Annotated in this window: 19 protein-coding genes; 5 read left to right on the top strand and 14 right to left on the bottom strand. The window is 44.9% G+C overall.

Annotation, left to right across the window (positions count from 1 at the left end):
- The first annotated feature begins 24 nt into the window (after positions 1-24).
- Complete coding sequence (locus F6K49_RS01900) at positions 25-471, top strand: anti-sigma regulatory factor (protein ID WP_293017401.1); 447 nt, start codon at positions 25-27, stop codon at positions 469-471.
- Positions 472-483: 12 nt separating this feature from the next.
- On the opposite strand, the gene F6K49_RS01895 is transcribed toward F6K49_RS01900, so the two are convergent.
- Positions 484-768, bottom strand: a complete 285-nt coding sequence (locus F6K49_RS01895) for a DUF6439 family protein (protein WP_293017400.1) — start codon at positions 766-768, stop codon at positions 484-486.
- Positions 769-849: 81 nt separating this feature from the next.
- On the opposite strand from F6K49_RS01895, the gene F6K49_RS01890 reads away from it, so the two are divergent.
- Positions 850-1,293, top strand: a complete 444-nt coding sequence (locus tag F6K49_RS01890) for a DUF2203 domain-containing protein (protein ID WP_293093667.1) — start codon at positions 850-852, stop codon at positions 1,291-1,293.
- A 34-nt stretch (positions 1,294-1,327) separates the two neighbouring features.
- Here the strand turns inward: F6K49_RS01890 and F6K49_RS01885 are convergent, their stop codons facing one another.
- Positions 1,328-2,662, bottom strand: a complete 1,335-nt coding sequence (locus tag F6K49_RS01885) for a heterodisulfide reductase-related iron-sulfur binding cluster (RefSeq protein WP_293017398.1) — start codon at positions 2,660-2,662, stop codon at positions 1,328-1,330.
- A gap of 303 nt (positions 2,663-2,965) precedes the next feature.
- The gene (locus F6K49_RS01880; protein ID WP_293017396.1) at positions 2,966-4,273 is read right to left on the bottom strand and encodes an FAD-binding oxidoreductase; all 1,308 of its coding nucleotides are present in this window, start codon (positions 4,271-4,273) and stop codon (positions 2,966-2,968) included.
- A gap of 161 nt (positions 4,274-4,434) precedes the next feature.
- On the opposite strand from F6K49_RS01880, the gene F6K49_RS01875 reads away from it, so the two are divergent.
- Positions 4,435-6,033, top strand: a complete 1,599-nt coding sequence (locus F6K49_RS01875; RefSeq protein ID WP_293093665.1) for an FkbM family methyltransferase — start codon at positions 4,435-4,437, stop codon at positions 6,031-6,033.
- A 566-nt stretch (positions 6,034-6,599) separates the two neighbouring features.
- Here F6K49_RS01875 and F6K49_RS01870 read toward each other — a convergent pair.
- The 8 genes from F6K49_RS01870 to fbp all read right to left on the bottom strand — a co-directional run bounded on the left by F6K49_RS01870 (position 6,600) and on the right by fbp (position 16,586).
- Positions 6,600-7,661, bottom strand: a complete 1,062-nt coding sequence (locus F6K49_RS01870) for a macro domain-containing protein (protein ID WP_293093663.1) — start codon at positions 7,659-7,661, stop codon at positions 6,600-6,602.
- The gene (locus F6K49_RS01865) at positions 7,654-8,097 is read right to left on the bottom strand and encodes a hypothetical protein (RefSeq protein WP_293093661.1); all 444 of its coding nucleotides are present in this window, start codon (positions 8,095-8,097) and stop codon (positions 7,654-7,656) included. The genes F6K49_RS01870 and F6K49_RS01865 overlap by 8 nt, the downstream gene beginning before the upstream one ends.
- An 875-nt stretch (positions 8,098-8,972) precedes the next feature.
- Entirely contained in the window at positions 8,973-10,454 is a 1,482-nt protein-coding gene (locus F6K49_RS01860; protein WP_293093658.1) for a cobyrinate a,c-diamide synthase, read from the bottom strand.
- A 93-nt stretch (positions 10,455-10,547) separates the two neighbouring features.
- Complete coding sequence (gene opcA, locus F6K49_RS01855) at positions 10,548-11,903, bottom strand: glucose-6-phosphate dehydrogenase assembly protein OpcA (protein ID WP_293068933.1); 1,356 nt, start codon at positions 11,901-11,903, stop codon at positions 10,548-10,550.
- A gap of 67 nt (positions 11,904-11,970) precedes the next feature.
- Entirely contained in the window at positions 11,971-13,500 is a 1,530-nt protein-coding gene (zwf, locus tag F6K49_RS01850; protein WP_293017377.1) for a glucose-6-phosphate dehydrogenase, read from the bottom strand.
- 213 nt (positions 13,501-13,713) lie between these two features.
- Complete coding sequence (tal, locus tag F6K49_RS01845; protein ID WP_293017376.1) at positions 13,714-14,868, bottom strand: transaldolase; 1,155 nt, start codon at positions 14,866-14,868, stop codon at positions 13,714-13,716.
- 43 nt (positions 14,869-14,911) lie between these two features.
- A complete protein-coding gene (locus tag F6K49_RS01840) occupies positions 14,912-15,232 on the bottom strand; it encodes a hypothetical protein (RefSeq protein WP_293068928.1) in 321 nt (106 codons plus the stop codon).
- A gap of 259 nt (positions 15,233-15,491) precedes the next feature.
- Complete coding sequence (gene fbp / locus F6K49_RS01835; protein ID WP_293017374.1) at positions 15,492-16,586, bottom strand: class 1 fructose-bisphosphatase; 1,095 nt, start codon at positions 16,584-16,586, stop codon at positions 15,492-15,494.
- A 244-nt stretch (positions 16,587-16,830) separates the two neighbouring features.
- Between fbp and F6K49_RS01830 the strand changes: the two genes are divergently transcribed.
- The gene (locus tag F6K49_RS01830) at positions 16,831-17,913 is read left to right on the top strand and encodes an ATP-dependent 6-phosphofructokinase (protein ID WP_293093652.1); all 1,083 of its coding nucleotides are present in this window, start codon (positions 16,831-16,833) and stop codon (positions 17,911-17,913) included.
- Positions 17,914-18,493: 580 nt separating this feature from the next.
- Here the strand turns inward: F6K49_RS01830 and F6K49_RS01825 are convergent.
- Positions 18,494-18,772, bottom strand: a complete 279-nt coding sequence (locus F6K49_RS01825; RefSeq protein WP_075902801.1) for an RNA-binding protein — start codon at positions 18,770-18,772, stop codon at positions 18,494-18,496.
- 328 nt (positions 18,773-19,100) lie between these two features.
- Positions 19,101-19,319, bottom strand: coding sequence for a hypothetical protein (locus F6K49_RS01820; protein ID WP_293038008.1), 219 nt, complete (start codon positions 19,317-19,319; stop codon positions 19,101-19,103).
- Positions 19,320-19,486: 167 nt separating this feature from the next.
- On the opposite strand from F6K49_RS01820, the gene F6K49_RS01815 reads away from it, so the two are divergent.
- The gene (locus tag F6K49_RS01815; RefSeq protein WP_293093648.1) at positions 19,487-20,071 is read left to right on the top strand and encodes an Npun_F5749 family FMN-dependent PPOX-type flavoprotein; all 585 of its coding nucleotides are present in this window, start codon (positions 19,487-19,489) and stop codon (positions 20,069-20,071) included.
- Between the two features lie 39 nt (positions 20,072-20,110).
- On the opposite strand, the gene cysE is transcribed toward F6K49_RS01815, so the two are convergent.
- A complete protein-coding gene (cysE, locus tag F6K49_RS01810; RefSeq protein WP_293017371.1) occupies positions 20,111-20,911 on the bottom strand; it encodes a serine O-acetyltransferase in 801 nt (266 codons plus the stop codon).
- Between the last annotated feature and the right edge of the window lie 4 nt (positions 20,912-20,915).

The raw sequence follows: 20,915 nt of genomic DNA, 5'->3' as shown, positions 1-20,915 counted from the left end.
AAAAAAAAGCTAGGGGTTTCTTGAGTGATTGCCACATCTTTGAGTCCGGCTGAGTGCGGTTGGGAAACGGTTAGCTTTGCTTCTACCCTTTACCTTTGCCCGATCCTCGATTTGCTTCTTGAACAAATTCCCAATAAATGGCAACCGGAACTCCGGCTGGGATTACAAGAAGCATTAGTGAATGCAGCAAAGCACGGTAATAATTTAGACCCAAGTAAGACCGTAGAGGTTCAATTTTCAGTAGTCAATGGTGAATATTGGTGGGTAATTTCAGATGAAGGGTCTGGTTTTACCCATGGTGACGACCAAGAGACTACCGACGTTAGCCTACCCTGCGATGAATCAGAAAGCGGTAGGGGCATGAGCCTCCTTCACCAAATCTTCGATCAAGTCCTCTGGAATAACCAGGGCACAGAAATTAGGCTTTGTAAACAAGTGAAGCATCCCTCTAAGCGCCCTCTATTTTCCTAATCCCCTATTTCCCTAAGGGTGGCGTTTCCCATGAGTTGGACACGGGGGAGCTGAAATAGAGCGGTCTAGCCATCCAGAGGCTTGGCGCAATCGTTCAAGGGCTTCTTCTGGATGTTCATTGAGCAGAAATACCAAAGCAGCAGCAGCCTGCTCACTGGCTCGGGCGGAGCGATTAGACTTGAGGCGATGCCAATCATTGGGTCTGATCGCCAAACGCTCTGCTAAGGCTTGAGCCAATTCCAGAGTGCTAGGTTCGATCTTAGCATCAGTTTTGGGGAATTGGATGGATTCAGGCATTGTTTTTTGAGTGCTGAGTGGGGGAGTGTGTCAGTGCTGACTAACTCCCAACTATTTTAACCTAGGATTTAAGATTGCTATATGCCTCCAGAATCGTTTGATTCATCTTACCGTAATTCAGCAAAAAATAGAGAGGATCAACAAGATGTTGCTGAGTTTGAAGAGGAATTGGGTCAGATAGAGCGATCGCTTAATACTCTCAAGAAACGTTATACTCAGGTTGAGCGGGATCAGCGACAGCAAGCTCAACTCCAGGAGCGTCGAGAGCAAGTTAGGAAAGACTTGCGCAAGACTAAAAGTAATCAGACTAATAGTAATAAGACTAAAACTACTAATACTAAAACTAATCGACAAGCCCTAAAGGCTGAGTTAAGGCAAATCCAGGAACAACTGGAAGTCCTGGAGCTGAATTTAGAGAGTCAGTTGTTTTCTTGCCATAGTCTACGGGAACCGTTTTGGCATGGGGTGCGCTTTGGGGGATTGGGTTTGGTGATTGGTTGGATACTTAGGTCTTGTGTGAGTTAGTTACTTGTTGACAGTTGTTCTTGTGTGCCTAAAGCTAAATTCCTAATCCTCGTATCGAATAATCCAGTAACTCCATCGGATGCATTAAGGTAATGTCTTTTCGTTGCAGCTTCAAATGCTTCTTGATCTGCAATGAACAGCCTGGATTCGGGGAAGCAATCAACTCTGCCCCAGTATTCAATAAATTATTCACCTTTTGTTGTCCCAGCTCATCCGCTACTTCCGGTTGCAGCATGTTGTAAACTCCAGCACTACCGCAACACAAGGCGGCATCCATCGGTTCCCGTAAAGTCACTCCTGGAATTTGCCGCAATAACTGTCGCGGTTGTACACTAATCTTCTGTCCATGTAATAGGTGACAAGCATCCTGATAGACAATAGTCAATGGCTCATCCCTAAGCGGTGAAAGGGTTGCAGTTAGTCCCACACTAGCTAGAAATTCCTGGGCATCCCTCACCTTACCCGCAAATTCCTGAGCTTTTTGGGCATACTCGGGGTCATCTTCCAGGATGTGACCATACTCCTTCAAGGTATGACCGCAGCCAGCAGCATTAATAATGATGGCATCAACTTCTGTCCCCTCAAAACTATCAATCATCTGTCGTGCTAAGGCTTGAGCTTGCTTGGTTTCTCCTTGGTGTTCTGGCAAAGCGGCACAACAGCCCTGAGTTTTGGGAATCACCACTTCACAGCCATTGGCGGTCAACACCCTGACTGTTGCTTCATTCACTGGGGAGAAAAACAACCGTTGCACACAGCCAAGTATTACCCCTACCCGGTAACGCTTCTTACCCACAGCGGGAATAACATCGGGCAAATTATCCCGAAACGACTCTAGAGTAACTTTTGGCAGCATTGACTCCATGGCTGCTAACCGAGGAGATAGCAGTTTGAGCCAATTCGTAGAACGCACTAATTTCTGCACGCCCAAGGTCTGGTAGAGATATAAAGGAAACAATAATGAACGCAATCGCCCCGGATAGGGAAACAAGCTAAAAATTAGCTGTCTAAACAGGGAATCTGGAAAACTACGAGGCTGATTTCGCTGAACTTGATGACGAGTGGCGGAGATTAGCTTATCGTACTCAACCCCAGACGGACAAGTTGTCACACAAGCCAAACATCCCAAACAAGAATCAAAATGTTGTGTGCTCCCCTCGGCCAGGGGAGCTTCCCCTTGACTAATTGCATTCATTAAATAGATCCGACCCCGAGGGGAATCCATCTCTTTGCCAAGCACCCGGTAACTTGGACAGGTGGAAAGACAAAAGCCACAATGAACGCAGGAATCAATCAATTCCTGCTTGGGCGGTTTTTCAGCATCAAAACCATTTTGCTTATTCGTGGTTAGTTGTTGGATATTGGTCATTTTTAAAGGTTTAAGGTTGTAATGTTGAAGGTTTAAGGTTTAAGGTTGTAATGTTGAAGGTTTAAGGTTGGAAGGTTTAAGGTTGTAATGTTGAAGGTTGAAGGTTTAAGGTTTAAGGTTTACTGGTGAATGGTGATTGGGAATTTATCATTTATGATTGATATAGCGTTTATGATAGTTATAAGATACTTTCAAGTTTTTTACCCCGACTCCCGACTCCCGACTCCTGACTCCCGACTCCCGACTCCCTAACCCCTCCTGGGAGGGGTTAGGGGTGGGTTCCGACTCCCTAAAACCCATAAATCAAATTCCTCCAATAAATCGACCAGGACTTAAAACATTTTCTGGGTCAAACTTTTGTTTAATTCCACGCATTACCTCTAATCCATTACCTTGATATCCCCAAACATCTAACTCCTGCTTCAAGGTTATGGGAGCTTCTAATACTGTCATAAATCCTTGTTCAGTTTTACAAAAATTGCGCATAGTTTTAATCATTTCTGAACTAACTGCTTGGGATTCAAACCACACTTTCCCTAAGCCACTTCTAACATGAATCAATCCCAATCCTCCTAAGCTTTCCAAGGTGTTCAATGTCTTAGCCGCAGCAGTTGGTAATACTCCTATTTTGCAGACAATTGTTGAGGATTGTCCCAATTTACCAATTGAGTTTGCCAATGATTCCCATAGACTGGTGTCATCCCCGTTACTATAAAAACTATTCCGTAACCCTAACTGTTCTGCAACTGACTGTATTCGAGCACATTGCTCCTTGACACTGTCTGCTACACTTTGGAACCTTACCATCAATCCCATCTCCTGACCAATCCCTAATTCTGTGACTAACTTAGGGGATAATAAGTCTAGTGCTGTGGGAGTCAAGGCTGAGGCTAATACTGTTTTTACAGCTGAGGCAATTCCATCCATTTCACCTGTCAACACAATAGTTTCTGCTGCTTGTGGTATTGGATATAGCCGAAAGGTTGCCTGAGTGATAATTCCGAGGGTGCCATAGGAGCCAGTAAACAGCTTCATCAAATCATATCCAGCGACATTCTTTACCACTCGACCCCCGGCTTTAGCGATTTGTCCATCACTGCGGACAAAGGAAATGCCGAGCAACATATCCCGAACCCCTCCATAGCGTTGACTTAGGGAGCCACTGTCTGCGGTAGCAATAATACCTCCAATGGTTGCTTCTTGGGGATTAGCTGGATCTAATGCTAGAAATTGACCGGTTTTTGATAAAATTGCTTGTAAGTCAGCTAATTTCACTCCGGCTTCTACGGTAACTGTCAAGTCTCCTACGGCGTGGTCAATGATTTGGTTTAGGTGCTTGGTACTAACTACCACATCAATGTCTTTACCGATACCTCCCCAGCCTAATTTACTGCCGTTACCACAGGGGAGGAGATGATAATGTTGGGAATGAGCTAGACCTATGACTTGGGCTAGTTGCTCGGGTGTGCTAGGGTAAATGATACTCTTGGGAAGGGTGTCGGGAGCAATGGCTGGTTTGATTCGCTCTTGCCAGCTTGGGTCTAGGTTTTCCCAGGTGTAGATATTGGAATTTTCGACAATTGGTTCGAGGGTTGAAGCGATCGCATTCATAGAAGTTGAGGGGGTTTGTTGATCAGATTGTGGGATAATCCATATAGTAATCGTAAGGGATTGGTGAACAAAAACAGATCCTGATCGTCTTTCCTATCAGCTTATAACTGTGTGTTAGAGCTACAAACAGTACAGCGAACCTTTATTGAGAGAAAGCGGAAATGTCTGTCAATTATGCTGATTCCTATTGGCAATATCTCGAAAGTGCTGGTCTGAATCTGGATTCAGAGGCTTTATCTACTGTAGAGACCAGTATTGAAAGTACGTCTTGGGATAATCCGACTTCTGCTATAGAATTGAACAACTGTGCTGTAGTAGCATTAATTGAAGCTGAACAATGTGAAAACTCATCCCTACGTGCCATGTATCTGGAGATGGCTTTTGATGCTTTGAATCAGGGAATTGAGTTGTCTGGTCATCCCCTGTGTGCTGCTCATTTAGCTCTAGTTTTCGCCATGACTGGAGAAATGGAGCAGGGGATACAAACAGCATTTCCAACGTTAATTAATACCCTACATCCTGCTGATATTAATGAGCAATCCATTCCTCTAGGACTAGTTTATCTACCTCCTGGAAATGACTTTACAGATAATCGGTATGAGCAATTGGCTCACATTATAGACGCTGAGGATGGCTACGCTCAATCAATTTTTTTGTTAAGTGAGGTTTTATGTCGCTCACAATTGGTATTTTATAATGCTACGGGATTAAGATTTCTCCATCTTGCTGTTCAACTATTCTCCGATTCCCCCTCTATTCATTTAAAGTTGGGAATTGCTAGCCTGATCAATAGTCAATGGGAAGGATTATTTAATTTACACCAGGCTAAAAATTTGGCTCCATATTCTGCTAGGATTATACAATCCCTATACCTCGCTTATCGAGATTTAGGACAGATAGACTTAGCTAAGTATTGGCGAAATATGGGGCTAGCTAGGGCTGGCGATATTAAGGACGAAAATTCGGATTTAATCGGGTTTGAATGGACTGAATTGGAGGTTGAAAGTCCATTTACTTATGTGACCTTTGAAGAACAGTTACTATTAGCGGTTGAGCCAAGTCTCCGGAGTTTGGTGACAAGTGTGTTAATTGCTCAAGGAGACTGGTTTGAAAAAGAAATGGAGTTTTGGCGCAACTGGCTCCAACCTGGAATGACTGTTATTGATGTTGGTGCTAATGTGGGAGTCTACACTTTTAGTGCTGCTTTACGAGTAGGACCAGAAGGGTGTGTGCTAGCGGTTGAACCGTTTTCTGGTTGTGTTCGTTGTTTAGAAGAAACCTGTACTATTAATCAGTTAGACTGGGTGAAAGTGTGTGCAGGAGCAGCTAGCGATCGCAATGGTACAGCTCAACTGGCTCTTCATGGTGCGAGCGAACTTAATGAAATTGTTTCTAGTGATGAACAAGCAACTGTAAAATCTGGTAATTTTGAGGAAGTTTCCTGCTTTACTCTGGATAGTTTGATGGAGCAAGAAGCTATTAGCAAGGTTGATTTGTTGAAAATTGATGCAGAAGGTCACGAACTGCAAGTTTTAGCAGGGAGCAACAGGATTTTGACGGAATTTACCCCAACGATACTGTACGAAAATATTGCAGGGAGTCGGGGGAGTAACCTAGCTGTTGCTGATTTTCTCATATCCAAGAACTATCAACTATATCAATATCAGCCTTACCTAGGGCAGTTAATTCCGATAAATTCTAGGGAAGATTTACAAGGAAGACTGAATATTATTGCGTTGCCTGAAGAAAGTGAATCTTGATTGATACAGATTATTGACAGGTTTATTGATAATCTTGTCAAGTATATCACTTATATCCCTGTTCTTTCACTCTCCGAAAACTTTGGTATTTTCGCGCGTTCTAGAGCTTTTTTAGTTCAAACGATTGCCAGATTTTTTTCTAGCAACAAATACAGTATCCAAGTTTTTCTAATAGGATAGCTTGTATTGATTGATTGATAAGGCTTATGGAGATTGGCTTCCCGGAGAGTGACAAAAGAGGGATATAGCGGTTTTCAATTAGGTGAGCTACATGTTTTTAGGGAGTAGGGAGCAGTGAAGTCAGAAGAGGTAAGAGGTAAGATGGTAAAAATCCTGTGTACCTCATTAGAATACAAACCGCTATATAGTGTTTTTTGAATTTACTAAACACTATATGTGGAAAATCCCTTGTCAACAAGCACAATAAGGTCGGGTTTATTAAGAACTCTCCCCAGTTTATTGACAAGATGCGTTTACCCTGGTTATAAATCTGTGAATATTGCCTCTTTACCTTGATTATAACTGCTTTGGTCTCCCAAACTTTACCTAAATAGGTTTTCTATGCGTTATTTATCACCTTGTAACTTGTTTAATTCATCTTCCAGTTTACTTAGTTCCTCTTTTTGGTGTTCAAGTTGTCGATTTATATGGATATCAAAGCCCTTCTTGGCAAGCTCGAGTTCTAAGTCTGTTATATTCTTTTTTCGTATAAGAATAATTTCCAACAGAGCAGCGCTACGGTATTCTTTGTATTCATCCCAAATTTGAAATCGTTCTCTTTGATAACGGAAATTTTCTAACCATTCTTGCCGCTTATACAGATCACTAATTCTGTATAAATCAGGCTCGATTTCTTCCCGATAACTACGCCAAGCCTGTTCTTGCATGAAATCCTTAGGCTCTCTTTGTGAAATTGATTTTTCCCAACTAGATCTGTAACGCCTAAGACTTTCACGAGAAAGTGCTGTTATATTTGCAGTTTCATCATGTTTCAGTTGGCGATATAACTTTTCCAAGTTATCAAGAGCGGTTGTCAGACTTTCCAGTCTCTGTGTCAGTTCAATAAAATCTGATACCTGCGAATAAAAACGATGAATAACATCCTTTGGAAGACCAATACGAGAGTATAGTGCAACAACAACTAGTTCTATGTTGGTGGAACTACTAAGATACGTAGCTGTCTGAATCATCATGGCAACGGCACAACGTTCTGGAGACAAACCAGCAGCTCCCGTAGCAAGGGCAGGAAAAGCTATTGAGCGAAACCCCGACGCATCGCAAACTCGCAAACACTTGTTAGTAACGTTCCGAATCAAGTCGATGGTTGTCAAATGCCTTTTTGCATAGTCCAATACTGCTGCGTGGAAAATCTTCTTGGAATGCAATCGTCCTGCTGTAGTGATGGCAATATCGCCTAATTTAATAGGAGCATGTACCTTAGCCTCGTGCCACACTGCCTCACCCCCTGCTCTTAAAAGAGCATCAGACACGCCACCACCCATTGACAGGTCAATGTCATCTGAACTCACCATTACGTCAACATGCAGCGTGGTAATATCACAATACTCAACGCGCAAGATCGAACCGCCAATTACACATTCAAGAGGACGGAATGGTGCTTCAGGCATTTTCGATTCTCCTTCCATACACTTGTTCCAATAAAGCTTTGAGACGCACAGATTTCTTAGAAATTTCGGTTGCTTCGCGCTCAATACCTCGTTTGATGTGTGGTGGAGTTAACACAGCCAACTCTGTCTCTGCTGTCTCAAAGTCAACTAGGTTTCTACGGTGTATCTGAATCTGCTTGACAAGACTTTCTATTTCATAGGCATTCGTCTTAGCTAATTCAACATTGATTACTGCCATCAGGTGACTTGGGTTTGCTTCCAGAACAGCAAACTGTTGTTGGGTTAGTAGTGGTGCGTTTTCAGGTAAAGCAAGTTCAGATGACTCAGGAGTAATATTACTACTTCTGGTTTGTACTTGCTGGAGCCATTTTCCGACCTCATTAAATACAAATTTGGTAGCTTTTACTATGACAGGTATTAAAGAGATAACATCCATGTTTCAAATCAATTTTTTTTCATCATTATTTTACTTAGTATCTGTAACAGTCTCAACTAAGAACCGATTAAATAGGGCTTGCTGCATGAATGCAGAAGGCATACCCGACAAGGCTTTCAATCCTTTTTTCACCAAACAAGTGCAAGGTTTTGGCATCTTGTCGCTCAAAAACCTTGTACTTTTGTGGGAAATCCCTGGGTTTTCTTGTGGAACCAAGGGGTGAAACTCAGATTTTTCAAGCTGTGTAGCCTCTAAAGTCGCTTTGTAGACTTATTCAGCAAGCCCTAAATATTTCTGTGTTCACACTCTGCAGAATATAATAATAGGTTTGACCGGATTCTGGATATACAAACCCAGACAACCACATCTACTTATACTTTTTTTATCTGACAGAGGCAATTGATTGTTCTGTTTGTGCTACCAGGCAGCCAGGTGCTGATTCTCCCCGAATATCATAGCTATACTAAATATCCTCAAACTCATTAGCAATACCAGTTAATATTTACACGGCAATGGCAAACGCATCTAAATTCTATAAGCCTTACTCAGAAGCGATGCAGTGTGGTCTTGGGGGTTTCCCCCATGACCGCACTGCATCAAGACAGAGATTTTAAAATTGATAAGCACAAGTACTTATCGTATGAATCTCATATCCAGTAGGCGTTTCAAAATAAGATGGGTTTACCCTGTTAATATTTATTAATACAGTGACGAAAATTGATGTCCGAATACTTAAGGCAACAATTCCCACTTTAATATAACTAATTATCCGAACATGATATTAAGCAAAACTGGGCAATAAACTGGATAAGTAAGCGCTTATGTAGTAGGGTCTTGCTCCGAACCCTACAGGTAGATTACTATGTAGTCCTGAACTAGCTTGTCACTGCCTCAAAAGTGAACTGCTGACAGCGTTGCAAAAATCGAACCGGAACTTCTAGACAACTACCCCAATGGAGATGAACATAGGAAGCATGGAGCTGATAGACTTGCCAACCTTCAACTCCAACCTTTCTCTGGTTATATCCCCGTAACTCAAACAAGGGATTGGAGGGCATGACTGTCAAGTGGGAGCGATGAAATTCATGTCCCCAAACCGTTGCTCCGACAGGTAACAAGGGTCCATCGACCAAAGCAGTTGCCTGTCGATATCCTAAAGTAAGGGATTTTCCCATCACCGTAACCGTGGGTAATACCCCTACCATTGACCAAGATTTCCCGTCAAAATCTGTAATCTGCTCCCCCAAATACATCAATCCGCCACACTCAGCATAAGTGGGCATCCCTGACTCTATAGCTGTTCGCACTGACTCTCGCGCACTAGTATTTTCGGCGAGTTGCTCAGCAAAAACTTCTGGAAAACCACCACCAAAGTACATCCCTTGTATATCAGGAGGTAAAGTGGTATCGGTGAGGGGACTCCAATACACTAACTCTGCTCCTAGCTGTTCCAAACTATCGAGATTGTCTTGGTAATAGAAACTAAAAGCGCGATCGCATGCTACAGCAATTCGGATTAGAGCAGGTGGTCGGTTATTAGAGGTTACAAGTTGAAGGTTGGTAGGTTGCAGGTTGTCTAGAGAACTTTCAACCTGTAACCTCTTAACCTTCAACTCCGAAGAACCTTCAACCTGTAACCTCTTAACCTTCAACTCCGAAGAACCTTCAACCTGTAACCTCTTAACCTTCAACTCTAAGTGAAGATGCTCCCAATTAAAGCAATTCTGTCCTAGATCAGCAAGTCGGTTAATCAAAGCATCCAGTTGAGTAATTTCAGCAGTAGGTATCAAGCCCAAGTGCCGATCGGGAATAGTTATATTATCCTGACGCTGTAGCTCTCCTAATACAGGAATGTGTAACGGTTCGAGAGCATCCTTGAGCAATTCCAAATGGCGTGAGCTTCCGACTCGATTCAAAACTACCCCAGCTATGGTAATCCTGGGATCGAAGGATTGATAGCCATATGCGATCGCAGCCACGGAACGAGATAACCGAGAGCAATCCAACACTAATAACACTGGTATGTCTAACAGCCGCGCTACATGAGCTGTGCTGGCAAAATCATCCTTTCCTGATGCTCCATCAAATAACCCCATCACCCCTTCAATCAGGGCAGAATCTACTCCCTGGCAATGGCGATAAAAGCAATCTTTAACATAATCTTCAGAGGTTAATACTGGGTCTAAATTCCGACAAGGACGTCCCGTAACCCGCTGATGAAACATCGGGTCAATGTAATCCGGACCGACTTTAAAGGATTGAATTTTATAGTTACACTTGGATAAATACGACAATAGGGCGAGCGTAACTGTTGTTTTGCCCACCCCACTACGTTCACCAGCAATGATTAAAGCCATTGAAGAGTTGAAGGTTTAAGGTTTTAAGGTTAAAGTTTATGATCTCAACATTGAACGTGCAACTTGTTAACCTTCAACGCTTCTGTCAAACCTTCAACTTGTCACCGTCAACTTCAAAATTTCCTTGGTCACTGCCATACTTTCTTCGTATAGCATCTCCCGACCCCAGCGTTGTAATTGCTGAGAGAGCAAAAACTCTGTCTTCTGGTCAAATAAAGGCGATACCTGCTGAATGCGGCAAGACTGAGCACCACCACCAGCTTCCATCCGCATACAACCAGTGGTTTGTGAACACAATACAGTGCAGCAATCAGCTTGCAGGTTGGTCGAACCCAAGCGCAGGCTAATCAAATCACCTGCCACATCTCCGACATCAGCTACGGGGATAGCTGCCAATTCTGCTTCTACAGGTTGCTGGTTGGGTCTGATAAATTTAACACGCCGCAGGTCGTAATCCCCACCTTCTTTGAGATCAGACGTGGGAAGCCATTCTAAGCGAGATGCTAACCAACTCAGAAACATCAGTGCTTGAGCCTCATTCCCTTTTTCGTAATCAATGGTAACTTGATCAACTTCGTAGATTGCCCCACGACGTTCTGGTGGATCAAATGCTTCTGCGGTTAACTCTTGCCATGCTGCCAACCGTGCCCAATTCAGGTCAGCCACTGGTGTGCCCTGATTGATCAGCTCACACATTTGTGATAACTGTTCCTCTGGATTGTTAAAGCTACTTGAGTCAACAATGACGGTATTACTTAGCCCTGCTAAGCGTTGGAACAACCCATAATTAGGATCGGGAGTTCCCTTCCACCATAGGAATTTCGGCAGTTCTGGTAACATCAATTCCGAAATGACACCGCTAATCCGTTCCAACGCAGCAGCCGTGCCAGTTAGGGTGATGTATTCACAACATATTAATGTACTCTGGCTTTGCTTTTGAATGGGGCAAGAGGCAGATACCTGAGCCTTAACCCCTTCATCTTCTCCGGCAATAGGACAAAGGGCAATAATGCGACAGGGGTTAGAGGCTGCGATCGCATCGGCAATTCCAAATCCTTCTAAATCACCGGAATACTCTAGCTTCTTCTGGGTCTGTCCCTTCTGGACAGATTCATTGTATTCCTCCCGTAGTTTTGCCTTAGTCGCCTCATCTGCTTTACCCGTTCTTTCCAATCCGTAGGCTTTCTGTGCTGCCTTGAGAGCAGCCACCATGCGCGGGCCTAGGATACCATCAATTGGACCGGAATAATATCCCAGTGCTGCTAAGAGCTGCTGGGTTTCTTCGGGTTCATAAACCACTAAACTAAATGTGGTTGCCCTGATCGCACTGGGCGAATCACCGTTTTCACCATAGCTTTGCCAAATTTGACGCAGTTCCGCTTCAATTTCACCCAAAGAAACATCTTTGGGTGGTTGTATCGAAAGCAACGGAGGAGATTGTGTAGCCATAGCAATTCACTTGTTTTTTGTCAATGGTCAATGGTCAGTAGTCAGTAGTCAGTAGTCACTAACTAACTTAAAGTCTGCGCCAACGACGCCCATCTCGATTAATGAGGTTTTCAGCTTCCTTCGGTTCCCAAGTTCCTGCTTCATACTGAGGTATCGATGCTGGGTCAGCCGGACCATCCCAAGCTGCTAAGGCTGGTGTCACTACCCGCCAGGCTTCTTCCACTTCATCAGCACGGGTAAACAAGGTTTGATCCCCTAACATACAGTCAAGTAACAGTCGATTATACGCATCAGCGGTTGCCACACCAAAGGAAGAACCGTAGCTAAAGTCCATATCTACGGTGCGGGTGCGCAAATCTGGTCCTGGCCGTTTCGCCTCAAAACGCAGAGAAATTCCCTCATTGGGCTGCAAGCGCAGAGTTAAGACATTGGGGCTAGTCTGCTGAGCCGCAGATTTAAAAATCATTAGGGGAACTTTACGAAACTGAATGGAGATCTCACTGACCTTCTTCGGCAGTCGTTTACCCGTGCGCAGGTAAAAGGGAACTCCTTGCCAGCGCCAGTTATCAATCAGTAGCTTTAGGGCGACATAGGTGGGGGTAGTGGAATTGGGGTCAACCCCTTTCTCTTCCCGATACCCAGGCACTTGTTTGCCTTTCATCCAACCTGCTGCATACTGACCCCGCACTGCTGAATTTTCTAGATTATGAATATCTGCCAGGTGAGTAGCTTGAATCACCTTGACCTTTTCAGTACGGATACTGTCAGCGTCCAGAGCATTGGGAGCTTCCATGGCCGTTAGGCAAAATAGCTGCATCAAATGGTTCTGCACCATATCCCGCAGTGCGCCGGATTTGTCGTAGTAACCTGCCCGTTCCTCTACCCCTACCGATTCGCCTACGGTAATTTGGATATGGTCAACAAACTGGCGATTCCAAAGGGGCTCAAATATAGCATTACCAAAACGGAACACTAACAGATTCTGAACGGTTTCTTTGCCGAGATAGTGGTCAATGCGGTAAATTTGCTCTTCCTTGCAAACTTTTTGTACCACCCGGTTCAGAGATTGAGCTGAACTTAAATCCTTTCCGAAGGGTTTTTCAATTACCAAGCGCTGCTTGACTGGGTCACTCAACATTCCCGCTGCCCCCAATTGCTGGATGGCTTCTGTAAAGAATCTGGGAGCTACGGCTAAATAAAATACCCGGTTTCCCCGTGTTCCCCGTTTACCATCGAGTTCTGCCAAGAAGGCTTTCAGCTTCTGGTAACTTTCGGCTTTATCCATGTCACCGGAACAGTAAAACAGGCCATCGGCAAAGTCTTGCCACAACTCCTCCGATTGAATCCCGTCGGAAAATTCCTCAATTCCCTCCCGCATTTGTTCCCGGAAGTAGTCATGAGTCCAATCTCGACGGGCAACACCAACGATGGTAATTTCTGGTGGTAGACGTCGTTCTCGTTTAAGCTGGTAAAGTGCTGGTACGAGCTTGCGTTTAGTCAAATCTCCGGACGCGCCATAAATCACCATAATCAATGGTTCTGGCGTGCGCTCCTGTTGCAAGCCCACTCTTAAGGGATTTTCTAGCAGAGTAACCATCTTTGCCTATTGAAGGTGATCAGGGTGTTCGCGTAGCGTGGCCTTTTGGCCAAGGTTATCAGGTTAAAGGTTAAAGGTTGTTGTTACCCAGGTGTTCGTTTTAGGGTAGGCTGAAGGGTGACGGTTAACACTTTAAATTAGCTTTCTATCGAAGCCATTTTGTCAACCGACAACCTTCAACCTAAATTAACTGGCAACCTTCAACGTCTTCTATTACACCGTAGCCAATAGTTTGACTTTGCTTTCTAAAGATGATATTAAGGAATCAAAGGGCTTAACAAATTTAACGATCCCTTCCTCAAGTAATTCATCCATAACTTCGCTGAGATTGATATTGACATCAGGATCGTTAAGAGAGTTTATGGTTTGGTAAGCTTCTTCAACACCTGTCTCAATCCGACTTTCTGGGGAACAGTGATCGGCACAAGCTTCGATGGTATTGGGAGGCAGGGTGTTGACAGTATTCGGTCCAATGAGTTCATCGACATACATCACATCACTGTAGGCAGGGTTTTTGGTGCTGGTGCTTGCCCACAATAACCGCTGTACCTGTGCACCTTTTGCTGATAGAGCTTTCCAGCGATCGCTTTGGATAATTTCTTTGTACTTCTGGTAGGCAACTTTAGCGTTAGCGATCGCAACTTTGCCTTCGATTCCCTTTAGCTTCTCTGTCACATTGGGGTCATCGCTCGCCGCACTTTTTTCCTCCAATTTGGCATCCACTTTGGTATCAATGCGGCTGAGGAAGAAACTAGCTACAGAAGCAATCTTGCTAATATCTTTCCCTTCTGCGGCTCGTTTTTCCAAACCCCGGATATAAGCCCAGAATGTTTCAACGTAGCTTTCTACAGAGAAGAGCAAGGTGACATTAACGTTGATACCTTCACTGATAGCTTGCTCTACTGCGGGTAACCCTTCTGGGGTACCGGGAATCTTAATCATCACGTTTTCCCTACCAATAGCTTCGTAATAGCGTTGGGCTTCGGAAATCGTGCTTTGAGTATCTTTGGCGATAGTGGGTGGGACTTCAATGCTGACGTAACCATCTAACCCATTGGTTTGGTCGTAGACAGGTTTGAAGATATCACAAGCATTAGAAATGTCTTCAAATACCAGGGTTTCGTAAATTTCCATCACCGACTTCTCGGCACGAATACCGGCTTCGATATCGGTATCGTAGATGGCATTGCCTGCGATCGCTTTTTCAAAAATTGCTGGGTTGGAGGTTATCCCACAAATTCCCCGGGTTTTAATCAGTTCTTTTAGTTCTCCAGACTCAATCAGCGTGCGGCTGAGATTATCCATCCAGATACTCTGACCATAATTTTTTTCAATCTGAAAAATCGGATTCTCGGCTGTCGTTGTCATTGCTTAGCTCCTTATGTGTTATTTGTCAAGGGTTTAAGGTTGTTCACCTTTCGGGTTCGGTGTAGGGTTGGTTGGTTGAAGGTTGAAGGTTGGTTGGTTGAAGGTTGGTTGGTTGAAGGTTGGTTGGTTGAAGGTTGGTTGGTTGAAGGTTGGGTGGTTGAAGGTTGGGTGGTTGAAGGTTGATTGGTTGAAGGTTGGTTGATTGGTTGTTCGCCTTGGGGTTCGGTGTAGGGTTAGTTGGTTGGTTGAAAGTTATTGGCTTGACTATTGGCTTGACGGTTGGTTGGAGTTCGGCGAAGCTTTTCTCAAAGATTAGCCGTGGCCTTACCCCAAAGGAAAAACCGAAGGGTAGGGAGGTATTCATTGCCACCTTCAACCGGTTAACCTTGGCCTTTGGCCACGCGATCGCTCGATTGCGGGACTTCGTCCATCGCGTTCAACCGGTTAACCTTGGCCAAAAGGCCACGCGATCGCTCGATTGCGGGACTTCGTCCATCGCGTTCAACCTGTTAACCTTGGCCAAAAGGCCACGCTACGCGAACAACCGCTTAACCTTGGCCAAAAGGCCACGCTACGCGAACAACCAGTTAACCTTCAACCTTCAACCTTCAACCTTCAACCAGTTAACCTTCAACCGGTTCACCCTGATCTACGTGCCCTGCCACTTCCAACTTTTCTTGCGCCTGCCTTGCCTTTTCCTCGATGAAGGACTTGACCAAAGCTACATCCTCTTTGCTGCCAATAATTAATGGAGTACGAGCATGGAGGGTTGTTGGCACAGTGTCCAAAATGTCTTCGGTACCTGTACTGGCAGCGCCTCCGGCTTGTTCTATCAAAAAGGCTAGGGGAGAAGATTCGTATAGTAGACGCAACTTCCCTTCTGGTTTTTTCACAGTACCGGGATAAAGGAATACACCGCCCTGATACAAGATGCGGTGAAAATCTCCCACTAATGCCCCACCATAGCGAGCGGTATAGCCTTCATGGCGATGGACATAGCGAACATAGTCCCGTATGGATTCTTCCCACTGCCAGAAGTTTCCTTCATTGGTGCTATACACTGGGCCATGTTCTGGCACCTGAATGTTTTCCTTCGACAGGATAAACTCTCCCAAGGTTGGATCGAGAGTGAAGGCATGAACACCCGTGCCGATGGAATACACCAGCATTGTGCTAGGACCATAGAGAACGTAGCCAGCAGCAATTTGCTTATGCCCGTTTTGGAGAAGATCACGGGCTTCCCCGTCTAGATCCTCTCCTTCTTGCTTACGAATCGAAAAAATCGAACCAACATTCAAGTTCGTGTCGATATTGGAGGAACCATCAATGGGGTCATACAGCAGAGTGTAACGTCCAATTGGGCAATTCTCCGGGATATAGTAGGGTTTTTCCATTTCCTCGGAGGCCAAGCGACAGACGAGACCACTTTGCTTAAATACCGAGATGAAAACATCATTGGCATAGAGATCCATCCTTTTGACAGATTCACCCTGCACATTGACTTCACCGGTGAATCCTAACACCCCTTCCATCAAACCAGCTCGGCTCATGCGTTGAGCAATTAGCTTGGCAGCTAGGGCGATGCGATTCATGAGGGCACTTAGGTCTTGTGCCTCCATCGAAAAACTTTGGAGTTGCTCGAAAACGTGACGGGATAACGTTTTACAATCCCGATCCAGGGCTCTTTCTTGAGTTCTAGGTTCAGCTCCCTCTGCCATAATTTTTGTCCTCCCTAGGTCTTAGGGCACTTGGTTTGTCAGAGATGTTGGTGTTCGCAAGAGTACCGATTGGCCCAGTGCCTAGTCCTCTTCACTTTCTATCTTAGGGAGGCATTTTTGATGATGCTTAATAACTTTAGAAGAAATACAGAAATCAAATCTTCACACCATTTTTCTTGTCTTGGAGGCTATACCTGAGGTCAAATTGATCTGAACATAAGCATTGCAACCTTAAACGGAGATTATGGGAGAAACTAAACGCATTGGCATTCTGACCAGTGGTGGAGATTGTGCTGGTCTCAATGCGGTGATTCGAGCTGTGACTCACCGAGCTGTGGCTACTTACAACTGGGAGGTGCTTGGCATCTGTCGGGCTACTCAGGGGTTGATGCAAAATCCGCCTCAAGCGATTAACCTAACTTTGGACAAGGTTGATCGGATCTTGACTATGGGTGGTACAATGCTTGGCACTACTAACAAAGGCGACCCCTTTGCTTTCCCAATGCCGGATGGCACACTATGCGATCGCAGCAGTGATATTGCTGATGGCTATCACCAACTGGGTCTAGACGCTCTAATTGGTATTGGAGGTGATGGCAGTTTGGCTATTTTGCGCAAACTTGCCCAACAAGGGGGGATGAAATTGGTAGGTATACCCAAGACTATCGATAATGACGTTGCCATTACCGAACGCTCTATTGGGTTTGACACTGCCGTTAACATTGCCACCGAAGCTCTAGATCGCTTACACTTCACTGCGGCTAGCCATGACCGGGTGATGATTTTGGAAGTGATGGGGCGTGATGCTGGTCACATTGCTATCAGTGCTGGCATTGCAGGAGGGGCTGACGTTATTCTGATTCCAGAAATTCCTTATACCCTTGACAATGTCTGCCATAAAATTAAGCAACTTCAGGAGCAAGGGCGAAACTTCTGTTTAATCGTTGTTTCCGAGGCGGTTCGCACTGCTACCGGTGAGGTGCTTCAGAGTAATGTCGGATTTGGTGAATGTCGCTTAGGTGGTATTGGTCAATATCTAGCCCAAGAGATTTGTAATTCGATTGGAGCGGAAACGCGAGTTACAGTTCTTGGACACACCCAGCGGGGTGCCACTCCTTCACCCCTTGATCGCTTAATTGCCTCAGCCTTCGGTGTGGCAGCAGTTGACTTAATCGCCAATGAACGATATGACCAGATGGTTACATGGCAATATCGCCAGGTTGTAAGTGTACCGATTGAGGAAACGATTAAGCATTATCAAGCTGTGAATCCGAACGGAACTCTGGTAAGAACCGCTAGAGGATTAGGTATTTGTCTAGGAGATTAGACAGTTTTTAGATCATGAACGTTTTAAGTACATGAATCTTGTTGACTGTTGACTGTTAGTGGTCAACGGTCAACGGTCAATGGTCAAATTCAGAACTCTTAAAGAACACTTAATCAGTTATACCAATTAGATGATGAATGCTTCCCCCACCTCGCGTACCAGGTGGGAGTGTCCGTCTTGATTACAAGGGCTTATCCCTCGCGACAGGCGGCATTCTCGCGCCTGCTTCCAGGACTTTTGCTGGACTGTTCCCCCAAGTCGTTTCCGCTATGGGGCCATGTTTAGAATCTCTCACCTAGAGTCTGACGTATATAAACCGACTACACAGGATTTACAGGTTTGATTTCCCTTTCGTTGAGAGGTCGTGCCTCCAGGTTGTTCAGAATCTTGTTCTGCCCTTTGCCGTACCGCTCAACATAAACCTAGTTATAGCACAGAATTTGTCGTTTCTTGACCGGATTGACCGGACAGAAGGCGTAAGACATGTGCGCCCCTAACCCCCACCTGAACGTTCGCGCAGCGTGGCGATAGCCAGGTGGGGGAATACGTCGCTCAATCTTGTTCAACAGCTGATTACCAACTACCAGGAATTGCGCCGTGGAGCGTTACTACGATTTTCCCGAGGTCTGGCTTTATTGACCCTGATTCTACGTCCCATCCACTCAGCACCATCCAACTGAGATATAGCTGAGTCTTCTTGATCTGATTCTGTCATTTCCACAAAGGCAAACCCGCGCATTTTGCCGGTTTCACGGTCTGTGGGCATAACAACTCGTTTAACGGTGCCGTAGTCTCCAAAAACTGTTTTTAAGTCGTCTTCGGTGGCTTGATAGGACAGGTTTCCGACGTAAATGGTCATGTCGATCGATGAGGCAGAACATAGAACTAAAGTTCAGAGGCACAGAGGAACGGAGTACAACGTATTTTGGTTGCTCACGGTCATATCTGAGGAACCAGTGGTAAATTTCGACAGTGGGCAACCACCTCAGGGGGGGGAAGCAAAATCAAAGTTTTACCAAAGGAATCCACTGAACTTGTGAATACCGTTTCATGATAGCTCACTTACGGGATTATCAGTGGTTGTCTAGTTGACACTATTTAATAATTCATCAAAAAAATGTTTTAGGGTGGTGCTTAAGCACCAATTATACCCCAAACACCCACGCTAAATAGAGTTGAATTAGCTCTTAATCAATGGAAATCGACTGCGGACCCTTATTTTTATCATTTTCGCTTCTGTTATGACCATCTTTGTCTGCTTCAGAGCCAGTTTGAGCCTCTAGCCAACTTTTGAGAGGATCATCTGAGAGATTCAGGCGGAACACTCCTGAAAAAAATCCGCCCAAAAAAGCTACAGGCTGCTGAGTAAATTCTTCAAAAATTGGTGTCAGTTCATTGAGGAACATGAGTTGCTCTCCTGGTGCTGGTTGTGCTGCCAATAGTTGTATGAGTGATTAGATTGGGATTCTAATTGGGATTCTAACGTTTTGTCAGCCAACTTGCGACTTGGTTCCATCCTGAGCTTGAAACTACCCTACATTTGCGCTATTTTCTGGGCTATGTCTCAAAAAAAATGCCTATTGCTCTTTGGCGATCGCCCCTAGCTCGCGCACTCCATCACAATCGGAGCCTAGCTTATGCCCGTTACTTTCAACTTGCAACCGTTGACCCCAAGGGCTATCCGGCTAACCGCACCGTAGTTTTTCGAGGTTTTTTGGACAATTCCAACCAACTCAAAGTTATTACCGATACCCGTAGCCATAAAATTCACGACATTAATCATCATCCCTGGGGAGAAGTTTGTTGGTACTTTCCTAACACTCGTGAACAATTTCGTTTAGCAGGCCAGTTGACCCTGATCACTGCTGATTATCCCGACGAAGGACTTCAACAAGTCCGCCAAGAGACTTGGCAAAATCTTTCTGATGCAGCTCGTTTACAATTTGCTTGGCCTGACCCTGGTGTTGCCAGAGTAGCAGATAAACAAGCCTTTTCCCCACCGCCACCTGCCCTAGATCAGCCTTTGCCAAATTTTTGCCTATTATTGATCGAACCAGTCAAGGTGGATCACCTAGCGTTGCAGGGTTTCCCCCAAAACCGATGGCTTTACTACCAAGACAGTTCTGGGGAGTGGTTTCAAAAAGCTGTTAATCCTTAGCTTCGGCTGTTTGGCTGTGCCAGTAAGAGTTTTATGCTCTTAAGAATCCCCCGCTATAATCTTCGATTTAGCGGTGGGAGTATCAAAACTATCTAAAAACTGCCGAATTTCTTTATCCTGGAGATCACAACATGGGGCATTAGCCCCCTTCTCTGGAGCATCTGGTGTTGAAGAGTGATCAGACATCATTGATGCCATTGAAGATTTTTGCTGAGCTAACTCTTGCAGCTGTTGTTCGAGAGACTCAATCCGGTCTACTAACGCTCGAATTACCTTGGCTTCTGAGTCAGGCAAGCTACCATGTTCAAGGGGATTGACTCGCACACCGGAACGATAGACAATCCGACCTGGAATACCGACGACAGTACAATCGGAAGGAACATCTCGCAAGACCACTGAGCCAGCACCAATGCGCACATTATTACCAATTTGGATATTCCCTAGCACCTTAGCACCAGCTCCCAGCACTACATTTTCTCCTAGAGTAGGGTGGCGCTTGCCACTTTCCTTTCCTGTACCGCCGAGGGTAACACCTTGATAGATTAGACAGTAGTCTCCCACAATGGCGGTTTCTCCAATCACCACACCCATACCATGGTCGATAAATACACCATGACCAATTTTGGCACCCGGATGAATTTCAATACCTGTAACAAATCGGGATAACTGACTCAGCAGTCGAGGAATGAATGGAATCCCAATCACATGTAACCAGTGACAGCAGCGATGGAACAGCAGAGCCTGTAGACCAGGGTAGCAGAACAAAACTTCCAGCCAGTTCTGAGCAGCTGGGTCACGCTCAAAGATAATACGGAAGTCAGCAATCAGGGCAGATAGCACTAGG

This window comes from Moorena sp. SIO3I6 (assembly GCF_010672095.1).
Note: the sequence above shows the minus strand (reverse complement) of the source record. Positions and strands in the feature narration are given on the sequence as shown.